Genomic DNA, 14,291 nt, shown 5'->3' with positions numbered 1-14,291 from the left:
ATAGTTTTTAGTTATGTGTAATATCTGAGAGGTATTTTTATATTCTTAGATAAGTTCTGAAATATTTATAAATATTGCAAAAAATATATGTTAATAGATTTTAATTTTTAATCGTTTTGTTTTTATATAAATTTTAGCATAAAAAAAGCCAAATCTAATTTTTTAGTATCGGCTTTTAATTTTCTTATTAGATATAAATGACAGTATATTTCGGTTTTTGAGTCATTCACTATCAATACCAAAATAAATCCACGTAACGTCTTCTAAGTAGTTGTTTTCTTGAGCATGACTTTCACCTGGTTCTATGGTAATACAATCTCCTGTAGTTACTGTAGTCTTATTTCCGTTAACAATAAAATCTATTTTACCAGATTGTATGTAAAAAACTTCATACATGGTTTTGTGCACATGTGCTTCTACCTTGTCTCCTGGTTTAAAAGTAGCAGAACCAAACATCATTAATTGAGGAATTTCTCCTTTTTCTATAAATACTTTCTTTTTTACGTTAGAGTTATGACTAGTTAATATCTCTTGTAAAGAATTTGTGTGAGTAAGTTTCATATGATGATAAATTGTATATAAAAGTAATATAATTTATAAAGGAATTTTTGCATTAGGGATTGAGTCTTTAGACAAACTCAAGATAAATTGTTGTTTGAGCTCTTTTAAAAGGTTCTCGACTACACTTGAACACCTTTTAAAAAGCGAGTAACGAAAGCCCGACCCTTTGGGTAACGCCCAAAAAGAAAGAGCATCTTAAACGAATAAGATGCTCTTTTAATATTTAAAAAGAATTAGATTATAACTCTAACGCTTTTTTAGGATTGTTGTTCATTAACAATTCAATTGGGTTTTCTATAGCTTCTTTAATTGCTACTAAGAAACCAACTGATTCACGACCATCTACAATACGGTGATCATAAGACAATGCCACGTACATAATTGGTTGAATAACCACTTGACCGTTAACTGCCATTGGACGTTCAACGATGTTGTGCATTCCTAAAATTGCAGACTGAGGAGGGTTGATAATAGGTGTAGATAACATAGATCCAAACACACCACCGTTAGTGATGGTAAAAGTACCACCTGTCATTTCATCAACAGTAATTTGACCATCACGAGCTCTTAATGCCAAACGTTTTACTTCTGCTTCAACTCCTCTAAAAGATAAGTTTTCTGCATTTCTGATTACAGGAACCATTAAACCTTTAGGTCCAGAAACAGCGATAGAAATATCAGCAAAATCGTTTTTGATTTGGTAATCACCATCGATCATAGAGTTTACATCTGGGTATAATTCTAAAGCTCTAGTAACTGCTAAAGTAAAGAAAGACATAAATCCTAAACCAACTCCATGTTTTGCTTTAAACTCTTCTTTGTATTGGTTACGTAAGTCAAAAACAGGCTGCATGTTTACTTCGTTAAAAGTAGTTAACATAGCAGTTTCGTTTTTAACAGAAACCAAACGTTGTGCTACTTTTCTACGTAGCATAGACATTTTTTTACTTTCAGAAGCACGACTACCTGTAGTAGTTCCCATTGCAGGTACTGCATTGATAGCATCTTCTTTAGTAACTCTACCATCCTTACCAGTACCTTGAATAGCACCAGCATCGATTCCTTTTTCGTCTAATATTTTTTTAGCTGCTGGAGATGTGCTTCCTGTAGCATAAGTAGCGTTTTCTGCTTTTGGAGCAGTTTGAGCTTCTTTTACAGGAGCGGCTTCTTCTTTAGCAGGAGCTGCCTCTTTTTTCTCTGGAGCAGGAGCACCATCAGGTCTATCAGCATCCATATCAATTAAACATACTACAGCACCAACGGCTACAGCATCACCTTCTTCTGCTTTTAAAGTAATAATACCACTTTCTTCTGCAGGTAATTCTAAAGTTGCTTTATCAGAATCTACTTCAGCAATTGGTTGGTCTTTTTCTACATAATCACCATCTTCAACTAACCAAGTTGCGATTTCTACTTCTGTGATTGATTCTCCCGGAGAAGGGACTTTCATTTCTAAAACCATTAGATAATATTTTTGATGTTATTTGTTTATTTAGTGTTCTTGTTATTATGATTGGAATACATTATCCAATACGGCTTGATGTCTCTTTTTAAATCTTGCACTAGATCCTGCAGCAGGAACAGAGTAGAATTTAAGTGATGCTACGGTTAAAGGTACCAATTTAAAACGTTGTAACATGTATGACCATGCTCCCATGTTTTCTGGCTCTTCTTGTGCCCATACAAATTCGACATCACTAGGATATGAATCTATTACAGCTTGAATTTTTTCTTCGTGTAATGGGAATAATTGTTCTATACGTACCAAAGCAACAGTTTCGTTTCCTAAATTTTCTCTTTCTTCTAACATATCGTAGTAGAATTTACCAGAACAGAAAACTACTTTTTTAACGTTTGCTTTGTTGATGATTGTATCATCTATTACTTCTTGGAAACCTCCTTCTGCTAACTCTTCTATAGTGTTTACAGCTTTAGGGTGACGTAATAAACTCTTAGGTGTAAATACCACTAAAGGCTTACGGTGATTACGTTTCATATGACGACGTAACAAGTGATACATGTTTGCAGGTTCTGTACAGTTTGCAATAGTCATGTTATCATAGTCACACAACTGTAAGTATCTTTCGATTCTTGCAGATGAATGCTCAGATCCTTGTCCTTCGTATCCATGAGGTAATAACATTACAATTCCGTTTTGTAACTTCCACTTGTCTTCTGCAGCACAAATGTATTGGTCGAACATAATTTGAGCTCCGTTTCCAAAGTCTCCAAATTGAGCTTCCCAAATAGTTAAAGTGTTAGGGTGAGCCATGGCATAACCATAGTCAAAACCTAAGACTCCATATTCTGATAACAAAGAGTTGTAAATAGTCATTACTCCTTTGTTATTTTTATTAGTGTTTAATAAGTTGATGCGTTCTTCTGAAACTTCATCTCTTAAAATAGCGTGACGGTGGCTAAATGTACCACGTTCTACATCTTGTCCAGAAATACGAACGTTAAATCCTTCTTCTAGTAAAGAACCGTAAGCTAATGTTTCGGCTAATCCCCAGTCCAATTTATTATCTTCAAAGACCATTTTAGCACGACCTTCTATAATACGCTGTGCTTTACGTACAAATTTAACACCCTCTGGGTTTTGAGATACCACTCTAGTAATGTCTTCTAGTTTGTTTTTTGGATAAGTAGTGTCTGTAGCGTTTAACATTTCTTGTAAACCTTCTCTCACAAATCCTTCCCATGTTTCTTCCATAAAAGGAATTACTCTAGAGGTTTCATCGCTTTTAGCTTGTAGGAATTTATCTTCTAATAAATTTTTGTATTCGTCTTGTAATTGTTGAGCATAAGTAGTATCAATACTATTTTCAGCTATCAATTTATCTACATAAATATCTCTTGGATTTTTATGTTTTGCAATGTTTTTATATAATTGAGGTTGTGTAAATCTTGGTTCATCACCTTCGTTATGACCATATTTACGGTATCCTAATAAGTCAATAAAAATATCACGTTTAAAAGTCATTCTGAATTCTAATGCCAATTCAATAGCATGACAAACAGCTTCTACATCATCAGCATTTACGTGTAATACTGGTGATAAAGTTACTTTGGCAACATCTGTACAATAAGTACTAGAACGTGCATCTAAATAGTTAGTAGTAAAACCAACTTGGTTGTTAATTACTAAGTGTAAAGTACCACCTGTTTTGTAACCATTTAGTTTACTCATTTGAATAACCTCGTATACCACACCTTGTCCTGCAACGGCAGCATCACCATGGATGATGATAGGCAATATAGCATTTTCATCACCATTGTAAAGTGTATCGATTTTTGCTCTAGCAACTCCTTGTGCTACAGGGCCTACAGTTTCTAAGTGAGATGGGTTTGGCAATAGGTTCATTCTCATTTCGGAACCATCTTGATAGGTTTTGCTACGAGTTAATCCCATGTGGTATTTAACATCTCCATCTATGTTTTCTTCATCAAAGTCTTTTCCTTCAAATTCCGAGAATAAATCACGAACTGGTTTTTTAAAGATGTTTGTTAAGGTGTTTAAACGACCACGGTGAGCCATACCTAAGACACATTCTTTAACGTTGTATTTTTCAGCAGCAGATTTTAATGCAGTTGCTAATGCTGGAACTACAGTTTCACCACCTTCAACAGAAAAACGTTTTTGACCTACATATTTTGTTTGTAAAAAACTTTCGAAACCAACAGCTTGAGTTAATTTTTTAAGTATATACTTTTTTTGATCGATATTAAAATCTGCATGATTAGCATTTTTGTTTAATCTATCTTGCCACCATTTAATTTCTTCTGGTTGACGAATGTACATATATTCGATACCAATAGAATCGCAATAAATTTCTTTTAATCTATTAACTATAGTTTCAAGAGTAGCAGCACCTATACCAATAGATTGACCAGCGTTAAAAACGGTTTGTAAGTCATCTTGAGACAAACCAAAGTTTTGAATATCTAAGGTTGGTTCATAATGTCTACGCTCTCTTACAGGGTTTGTTTTGGTAAACAAGTGTCCTCTGGTTCTGTAACCATTGATTAAATCAAGAACTAAAAATTCTTTTTTTACTTCTTGAGGTACTTCAATATTGGTTTCATCTTCGTATAATTCATTTGCTAAATCATACCCTTGAAAAAAACTTTTCCAACTAGGCTCAATACTGTCTGGACTTTTTTGATATTGCTCATATAAATCGGCAATAAATCCTGTGTGAGCAGCATTAAGAAAAGAAAATTTATCCATGTTATATGTGTTGTCTTTTATTTTGATGTTCGTTGTTCGAATAAGCAAAAATAATATAATTGTTGCATCCGCAAATCTTTATTCACATATAATGTACCAAATCCCAAATATTCTAACAAATTGTTTTTTTTTGTTTTTTTTAAAAAAAATTATGTGAGATTTAGAAAAAGATATATATTTGCAACCGCAAAACAGAAATGTTGTCGCTTATAGCAACTTCCTCCTTAGCTCAGTTGGTTAGAGCATCTGACTGTTAATCAGAGGGTCCTAGGTTCGAGTCCTAGAGGGGGAGCAAGCAACACTAATTAAATTTAGAATTTCTTAGTAAGCATTAAGGCATATTTTTCCAAAATGGAAATTCCTCCTTAGCTCAGTTGGTTAGAGCATCTGACTGTTAATCAGAGGGTCCTAGGTTCGAGTCCTAGAGGGGGAGCCAAAAACGCTATCACATTGTGATAGCGTTTTTTTTTATGCTTTATATATTTGTTAATTATGGAATACGTTTTTAATTTTTTAAAATCATTTGTCTATAAATTCCATTGTTTGTTTTAACACATAGAAGATAGCCACCACTGTTTAAATGACTAACATCTATTAATTTTGAGTCTCCTTTAATGCTTTTAACAAGAGATCCTAATATATTTAATATTTGAATTTCTTCTATATTTAGAGTAGTATCAATTTGTAATATGTCTGAAGTAGGATTAGGATATAGGTTTATTTTAGATAAGCTTTTAGGATTGTTAAACACTAAAGTGTTGTACGTTGTTTTGATGTAAAAAAGATTTGTGGTATTGTTTTTTGTAATACTATGTGATCCTGCAGCAATATCTGTAATGATAACTACTCCATTAGATGCTGTATAATCTATACCATCTAATTTAATTTTTCCAGTAAAAGTAGCATCAAAAACCAAAGTTAAGGTTGAAGTTTCTGTTGTTGAATAGGTGATATTTGTAGAAGATTCGATTTTTAAACGAGTGGTTAAAGTTAAACCATCATAACTAACAGATCCATCAGTAGAATTTATATTTCCTGTAATTGTGTAAAAATCACTTGTTTTTGATGAAGTGGTGAAATTGTGAATTAAATCTCCTGTAGCTATTGTGATTAAACTAATAGTTCCAGATTTTGAAACTGGCGTTCCAGCGCTTCCAGTGGTAGTAATTGTGTAAGAAACATCTGCAGTTGGAGTACCAGAAATAGTTACTGTTTTTGCAGAGTTATCTTTAACGAAATCAATTCCAGAAGCAGGGATTCCTGTTACGGTAACATCGGTAGCATCTCCACCCCAAGTAAATACAATAGGGTCTATGGCAGTTTCATCTAAAACAGTTTGGTCTTCGTTATTTGATGTAATTGTTAAAGTTTGACTACTTGGCGGTTCACTAATTCCTTGTACGCAAGTAAGATTTGTTTGATAAGAAATCAAAGCAGCTTTTAACGCTGTATTTACTGACGAAGAAACATCATCAACACTATTATTAAAAGTCCAAGTAAAGTCTCCGCCATTTAATCTACCAGCATATTGCATTACTTTTAATTTAGCATCTTCAGCAGTATCAACTGTATAAGTATAATCAAGACTACCATTGGTGTCAAAGTTATTATAAGTATAAGCCCCTTCTTTAGAAGTAATAGTATTAGGTATTACTTCGTTTTTGGAACTTGTAATAACAGCATCAAAATCTACAGTTGCATTAGGGTAGTTAGTGTCTCCATAAGTAACAAATCTGTTTGCACCTGTAATGGTGTTTCCATATGCTTTTATAGTTCCTCCATCTTCACCAGAAAAAGTTGGGTATCCATAAAAATTATCAGTCCCTTGTAAAGAGGTTAACATTGGATATTTACAATTTCTAAAATAATTATTTTCTGAAAATACAGATGATCCTAGGGTAGAACCAATTCCGTATTTAGAGTTACCATCATAATAATTATTGTACACGTGGGCAGAATAGTAGCGAACACGAGGGTGACGAGAATCTGAATGGTCATACCAGTTATGATGGTAAGTTATAAATAAGTTTGGATCAGCTCCTTCGCTCAATCCTAATAAATTTGACTTACCACTATCCCAAAAATGATTGTATGAAAATGTTACATAGGTAGATTTTTTACAATCTAGTGCTCCGTCTCCTTTTGCTTGATCAGAATCTCCTCCTGCATCTCCATAAAAGAAATCAACATTGTGTACCCAAATATGATCATTATTTTGTTGTAATCCAATATTGTCACCTTCATTGCTATTACAGTTCATTGAACCAATATTTCTAATTTCAATGTTTGTAGCATTTTTAACTCTAATACCCCAACCATCGGCAACAGCATCATTTCCCACTCCTTCTAGTGTAATATGGCTGTTTTCGTTTTGTTTGTTTTCAATAACAATATCACCATTTAATAAATATTCAGGATCTGTAATTTGTCCTATTAGTCTAATAATTAAAGAACGTGTATCGTTACCTTTTTTAAATCCATCTAATATGGTTTGTAATCCAATACATTTAGTAGGGCTAGCTCCTGTAACATTAAGTTCAATAGTGTTTTTGGTTTCTTCGGTTATGTAAAGTATTACAGCACCCTCTTGAGGAGTTCCATCAAGTTTGTATGCTCCTGCTAACCTATTACCTGAAAAAGCAAAACCGGCACGGTCGTGAGGCAAAACCGTTAATATTTGAGTTGTGGTAGTATTAATTTCAGAACCGTTAACAACTGGTACAATTGAAATAGTATAATCTCCTGCTTTTAAACCTAATATATCTGCACGATAAGTTCCGTCTTTATAACATCTTATCAGTTCATTATCAATCTTTTTATTGTTGACACCTTCACCTGAATAATAAACATTATAACTTGCTGCTTCTGAAACTGGTTGCCATTTTACATAAGCTGATTCTAGCCAGCCTCCAGATTCATTTATGGTTACTGATTGTGACCATAAAAAAGTTGATGTAAGTATTAATAAAAGGTAAATAATAATTGTTTTCATAATTCATTTTTAGTTTAGTTTTTTATAATGATATTTTTTTTGTAATCGATTACATAAAATTATGTTATTTTTTTATTTAACCTTTTTATTTTATGTTTTTTTTTGTTTTCCGTGAGTTTTGTTTTTGTATGTGCTATTTTTTGTGGTTTTTTTAGTGGATAATTTATTTTTTCATGTGTGTTTTTCGTTTGAAACCCAATGTTTATATAGTGTTTGTTGATTTCATTAATTCCTATTGTTTATTGTTGTAGAGTACAATCGATTACATTTTTGTTATATAATTGATGATTAGTTGTTTGTGAATTTTAGGTAATCGATTACATTTTTTTGTTATTTGATAGTTTTTGTCGTTATTTTTTTATTTATTTATAAAAAAAATGATAAATAATTAAAAATAAGGCAGCCTATGAATTAAAAATTACTCTTTAAAACCAAACAGAATTCTATAATATAATAATCGGCTATATTTTATGTGAAAAATGATTTTCCAAGTTTTTTGGGGTATCTACATTTCCATTTAATGTGAAACTAGATTTATAAAAAAAGTTTTTATAAAAAAGATTGAAGATTCTTATAAAGTAGCATTTTGATGACATTTTTTTCAATCGGTTTAATTCTTTCAAGCCGATTAAAAAATAAAAAAAACTTACTAAACTAAACAAATTAAAAGAATGATGAAAAAACTATCCTTTTTTCTGTTATTACCTATGCTCTTTTTTTCACATTGGGCTCAATGTCAAATTTCTAACTCTGTTACCTATGATTTTAGAGACGGAACTATTATTAATAACCAACAAAGTTCCGATACTAAACTAACCTTAGGAGGTAATTATTCTCATCATAGCACCCAATATGGACTTTCTATGAAAGTTGGAGGAACAATATCTATCGTTGTAGATGGAAGTTCAACCATAAGGTTTTTGGGGTCTAAATATTCTGGATTAAATGTAAAAGGAACTGCTATAACAGATGGTGACTTAGGGACTCAGGTTGCAAAAGTAACGAATGACTTAACTGATACTTTTGATTTTGTATATTCTGGACAAGCTACCACATTGACGTTTACAACAATTTCCGATAGCGGTAACGATCTTTATTTACCAACGATTGAGATTATTCCTGTTCAGCTGGGTAAAGATTTTACAACAGCAGAAACTAACATTGTTTACAATTTTGATTTAAGAGATGGTAGTATTTATGCAAGTGGAGCAGGAAACCATGTAGAAGCAGGGCTTATAGTTATTGACTCTGGTAGTAGTAATGCATTAAGTTTAAATGGCTCGCAACATGGAATTACTTTTAAAGATGGGAATACTATTACATTGCAAGTAGCAGGTAATAGTAAAATTAGAGTAGCTACTGATCAATATTCTTCGGGTTCAATTAGCGCAACAAGTACAACAGGTACATTTGATATAACTTCTCAAAGCAATGTTGGAACAACTTATAGTGATGGAGCACAAGTATGGGTAGATTTTTTATATGTAGGTACATCAGGTACGGTAGTATTAGAACATACAGATGGAGGAACAGCATATGTGCCTTATTTGCAAATTGCCCCTGTACCTTATGAGGTTTCATTAAGTTCATATGTTCAAAAAACAGGTTCTATAATAATTAACGGAACCCAAATAGACTTTACATCGGGTACTGAGGCTAGCGAAGCTGCAACAGTTATTGTTAATAATGGTACAGTGTTCAGTAGCACAAATACAGAGGCTTCTATTGAAATTGATTTAGGAGGTGCTGATTTAATGTCTTTTACACCAATGGTGTCTGGAGATATTGCATCAACGTCTATAGACGGAAATAAACTTACATTAACCTTTACTGATGATGGAAATGATCCCAAAACTTATATTATAAATATTGCAGATAGTGGAATAGAGGTAAGTGCAACACCTGGAGAAACCTATATTTATAGCTTTGCAGATGGTTCAGAAATGCCACAAACTAGTTACACATCTTTGCGATACAACACGTTTAAAACAAACGATGGAATAGTGACTTTTAATAGTAACACTACAGAAGAAGCAGGGCAATTTGGTTTTCACGATGCTACTCATGGAGGGGTGTTCTTTTCTGGAAACTCATTCGATATTGTTGTAGCAGGTAATGCTACAATTACTTTTATAGTGGATCAGTATGGGTCTGCTACAGATGCTGTTTTGGAATTTAGAGATACTAATGGTACTATAATAGGAAATATCCCAGCACAGAATATTACAGAAGCAGTTGATGGTGTTCCAATGAATTTTAGTTATACAGGTACTGCAGGTAAAATTTCTGCAACTCTAGTAAGTGAAGGTTATCCTACTGCTGAAATTTACTTACATGGAATGTCTATAGAAAATGCAGCGACTATTGAAACTTCCAATGGAAAAATTGATGTATGGGACTTTGGAGCAGAGCAATTAGATGTTCAACTTTATAATAACAAATTAGATGAAGATAAAATTAACGCTTGGTATGATGTTTCTATTGAAGTAGGTAGCTCATCAAATACACTACCATCATGGTCTGAAGGAGTGTTAAGTTGGGTAGGTGGTTCAAATGATCGTCTAAGAACAAGTAATACAAGTTTAACTCGTTATGATGAAAACACTAGTGGTGTTCAAGGGTATAATGGTAGAATTTATGTAAATGGTGCCGGTGCCACGGGTAGATACATGAGTTTAACATTAACTGAAGATGATGAAGTGTCTGTTGCAATGTCTACACAAAATGCGAACGGAAGTATTCATTTTGTTTATGTAGCAGATCCAGAAATTCAAGATGATGTGGTAAATGTAACAACAAGTAGCGAAGTTTCACTTGTTAAATTTGTTGCAAAAAAGTCAGGGGCTTATCGTATATACGATAGTGTAGATAAGCCAAGTTACTATAGGGTTGAAAGGAAAGATGCAGTTTATAAAACGTTAACAGGTAATGTTGATGTAAGTCAAGCAAGTGGAATTTCTAATAATTATACCATTACGTTTACCAATGAAGCTGGTAAAACATGGTCTGTAACTCCATTAAATGGGGTTTACAGTATTAATTTACCACAAAACTATACCTATAATTTAGGTTTAACAGATGCGAATGGTTATGTAATTAGTACTTCTAATTCTATTTTGTTAGAGGAGACTGCAGAATCTTTAGATGTTAACATTAAACAAGTAGAGTTGTATACTGTGAGCGGAAGTATTACTGGTTTGGGTACTGATATTTCTAATGCAGTCATCACTTATACTGTAGATACAGCAGCTAATAAAATATTTGTACCAGAAATAGTAATTGATGTTGAAAACTCAACATATACAGTTCAATTAGAACCAAATGTAGAGTACGCTATTGGTGTAAAAGGGGTGAATGATTATGAAATTTTAGCAAATACATTAACTATTGGAGCAGCTAATCAATCTGTAGATATAGAATTTTCTGCAAAAATGTTACACGATATAAGCATTAATGCACCTGGTTTGGATGCTACACAGCTGAGTAAACTTGAATTGACATTTTCTAATTTAAATGAAACGGGATATGAATATCACTTTGAAGATATTGAAAATATAGCATTACGAGATGGAGTTTATACAGTTGATTACTCTGGTTTAGATGAATATCCAATCAAATTAGCATTAACATCTAATGTAATTATATCGGGAACAAACGTTTCAAAAGGTTTAGAGTTTAATCCGGTAACAAATTGGAGTTTTGATGATAAAGTAATTTTAAATACAGATACACATTATAAAGGTCTTGTGTTATCGGGTATAAAAAATGAAAAAGCAAAAGGTCATATAATAGGTTCTGATGCAAGTTCTATAGTTGTTCCGTTAAGTCCAGGACAAAAAATGATTTTGACCTATTACTACGCTGCAGAATTTACAATAAATGGTGGAGAAACAATAGGAACTTCAAGCGGTAGTACTTCCTCTTTGGAATCTGTGGAATATATTTATGAAGGAAATACCTTGGGAACAGCAACTATTTTATGTTCAGGCTCCAGTTCTTCTTATTTTGTTAATATAGAAGTAAAGTCAGTAGTTGCTTTCAATTCATTAATAACGGTAGGAGTAGATAAAGATTATAAAACTATTAATGATGCATTAAATGCAATTGCTGAAATGGATCGTCCTAACAATGAGCGTGTCACGGTAATGATTGATCCAGGGAATTATGACGAGATGGTTGTGATTAATAGTCCAAATATTACGCTTAAAAATGCTTCGGCTACACCAAGTATAGCGTTGTTAAATAAAGGTGTTGATATTGATGCGAATGCTGTTAGAATTACCTCGTATTATGGAACAGGATATAATTATTATAGTCAAGATACAAATAACAAATGGAGTGCTAAAGCCTTGGAGGTGAACACAGAAAATGGATATCAATTATATGAAAATAAATCAGGTACTACTAATGCATCATATTGGTGTGCTACAATGGTTGTTTTAAGTGATGGGTTTATTGCTGATAATATTATTATTGAAAATTCATTTAATCAATATATTTCAAAAAAAGAATCTGAAGATACCGTGTTAACAACTAATGCATCTCCAAGCGGAGGTGAAAGACCAAAAACATATGGAGATACATCGGTTCAAGATAGAGGTTTGGGTTATGTTGAAAGAGCAGCAGCTATTGGTGTGGTTGGAGATAGAACTATTTTAAACAATTGTCGTATTGTAGGACGTCAAGATTCTTTTTACGGTCAGCACAATGCAAGAATAGCGGTGTATAAAGGAGCTATTATGGGAGCTGTTGATTATTTGTTTGGTGGTATGGTTGCAGTATTTTATCAATCAGATTTGGTTTTAAATACGAGTGATGCTAGTAGTGATATTGCTTATATAACAGCAGCACAACATAGTGGAGGTAGAGGATATCTAATGTATGAATGTAATATTAGATCTGCAGAGCCAGGTGTTGAAACTGCATCTAGTAATTATGGTAAACCTGGTTATTTTGGTCGTCCTTGGGCAGCCACAACAAGTGAGGTTGTATTTTATAATACAAAAATAGCGGCTTCTCAAAATCCAACTTATAATGGAGAGTCTATGATTTTTGCAGAAGGTTGGAAGAATACTTTGGGAGGTGAGTCTCAGTTTATGTATGAATATGGAACTACCGAGGAGGCTTCGGGTGTTAATAATACCTCAAGTAGAGCCTCTTGGTCTACAGTTTTAACAACCTCTACTTTAGCAGATAATACAGAAATTACACCTTTTAATTTTACTAAAGGAAATGATGATTGGGATCCAATTTATCAACTTAAATTTTTAAATGTAGATCCTTTACACAACAATGAAAATGGTGTTGCTGTAAAAGCCTACAACAGTAGAGTATATGTAACTCAGGTAAATTCTAACATAAAAATAAATGTTTATAGTATTACAGGTGAGCTAATAAAATCTTTAAAAACAGGAGTAGATACTAATTTTCACCTTCAAACAGGACTTTATATTATAGGAATTGAAGGAGTAAATGGGAGAAAAACAATCAAGGTCTTGGTGTATTAAAAAAAAGGAGATTATGATTTTAAGAAGGGGGACTTGTTAGAGTATCTCCTTCTTAAAAAATAAAATAAATTATTTAGTCAATTATATTAACAATTAAAATTAAAAAAAAGATGAAAAAAAGATTACTTATTCTATTATTAGTTGCTGGCATTTGTAACACAAATGGGCAAAACAAAGTTTGGGATTTTGGAGGAGATGCTGCTTATACAAGTGCATCGCAAATTGCCATGTGGCCTGTAGCAGCATATAATGCTGCAGAAGGTGCAACAGTGGTAAAAGACGGTTTAACTTTAGTAGGTGACAGTTCTGGTGATAAATTTGGACAAATAGAAAACTCTGGAGGTAAAACATGGGATGCTGGTACTGCAGATGAGTATGTAGCAGTCAATCGTTTTAAGTTTAATGGAGGTTCGGGGCCAGTAGATTTTATGCCTAGTTACAGCTATTTGTCATTTCCTGTTACGGGGCCTGTAGAGGTTAAAGTTTGGTTTAGATCAGGGAGTAGTAGTGCAGATAGAACATTGTATATATCTGACGGTACAAGTTTAATCAACTCTTTTGATGCAATTGTTGATAATACTGATGCTGAAACGATTATAGGTAACTATACAGGTACAGGTGGAACAATTTATATTTATACATCTAATTCTTTTAACTTATATAAAATCGAAGTGAAGGAGTCGAGCTTAGGAATAAGATTAAACGAAGCGATAAAAACCAATGTTAAATCAATTGGTAATCAAGTGTATGTGTCTGAAGTGGAAGTGGATACAGAAATAAGTATTTATACTATTACAGGGGCATTAGTTAAAAAAATAGATACTAATAAAGATGTAGTTTTTACAATGAAATCAGGTTTATGGATTGTTAAAGTAAAAACTGATAAAGGAATGAAGTCTTTAAAGTTAGTAACAGAATAACTTTAAAGAAATATTAATTTTAAACAAAACACCTTTATGAAATTCATAGAGGTGTTTTGTTTTTTATATAAGTTATAGAA

General features: G+C 32.7%; 6 protein-coding genes and 2 tRNA genes. 4 read left to right on the top strand and 4 right to left on the bottom strand.

Features of this window, described 5'->3' with window-relative positions; all coding sequences use genetic code 11:
• Positions 1 to 222: 222 nt before the first annotated feature.
• The 3 genes from ACXGQT_RS07175 to ACXGQT_RS07165 form a co-directional block, all read right to left on the bottom strand.
• Positions 223 to 561 carry a cupin domain-containing protein gene (locus ACXGQT_RS07175; protein WP_457830717.1) on the bottom strand — a complete coding sequence of 113 codons (339 nt, stop codon included), beginning with the start codon at positions 559 to 561 and terminating at the stop codon, positions 223 to 225.
• Positions 562 to 799: 238 nt separating this feature from the next.
• Entirely contained in the window at positions 800 to 2,023 is a 1,224-nt protein-coding gene (odhB, locus tag ACXGQT_RS07170; RefSeq protein ID WP_457830716.1) for a 2-oxoglutarate dehydrogenase complex dihydrolipoyllysine-residue succinyltransferase, read from the bottom strand.
• Positions 2,024 to 2,068: 45 nt separating this feature from the next.
• Positions 2,069 to 4,792 carry a 2-oxoglutarate dehydrogenase E1 component gene (locus ACXGQT_RS07165; protein ID WP_457830715.1) on the bottom strand — a complete coding sequence of 908 codons (2,724 nt, stop codon included), beginning with the start codon at positions 4,790 to 4,792 and terminating at the stop codon, positions 2,069 to 2,071.
• A 218-nt stretch (positions 4,793 to 5,010) separates the two neighbouring features.
• Between ACXGQT_RS07165 and ACXGQT_RS07160 the strand changes: the two genes are divergently transcribed.
• Both ACXGQT_RS07160 and ACXGQT_RS07155 read left to right on the top strand, forming a co-directional pair.
• Positions 5,011 to 5,084: transfer RNA gene (locus tag ACXGQT_RS07160), tRNA-Asn, on the top strand.
• Between the two features lie 67 nt (positions 5,085 to 5,151).
• Positions 5,152 to 5,228, top strand: a tRNA-Asn gene (locus tag ACXGQT_RS07155).
• A 69-nt stretch (positions 5,229 to 5,297) separates the two neighbouring features.
• Here the strand turns inward: ACXGQT_RS07155 and ACXGQT_RS07150 are convergent.
• A complete protein-coding gene (locus ACXGQT_RS07150; RefSeq protein ID WP_457830714.1) occupies positions 5,298 to 7,784 on the bottom strand; it encodes a pectate lyase family protein in 2,487 nt (828 codons plus the stop codon).
• A gap of 671 nt (positions 7,785 to 8,455) precedes the next feature.
• On the opposite strand from ACXGQT_RS07150, the gene ACXGQT_RS07145 reads away from it, so the two are divergent.
• Together ACXGQT_RS07145 and ACXGQT_RS07140 are read left to right on the top strand one after the other, a co-directional pair.
• The gene (locus ACXGQT_RS07145; RefSeq protein WP_457830713.1) at positions 8,456 to 13,291 is read left to right on the top strand and encodes a pectinesterase family protein; all 4,836 of its coding nucleotides are present in this window, start codon (positions 8,456 to 8,458) and stop codon (positions 13,289 to 13,291) included.
• 110 nt (positions 13,292 to 13,401) lie between these two features.
• A complete protein-coding gene (locus tag ACXGQT_RS07140; protein ID WP_457830712.1) occupies positions 13,402 to 14,211 on the top strand; it encodes a T9SS type A sorting domain-containing protein in 810 nt (269 codons plus the stop codon).
• Positions 14,212 to 14,291 lie beyond the last annotated feature (80 nt).

This window comes from Wenyingzhuangia sp. IMCC45467 (genome assembly GCF_054111205.1).
The sequence above is the reverse complement of the archived record's forward strand: the minus strand, read 5'-3'. Positions and strand labels throughout refer to the sequence as shown.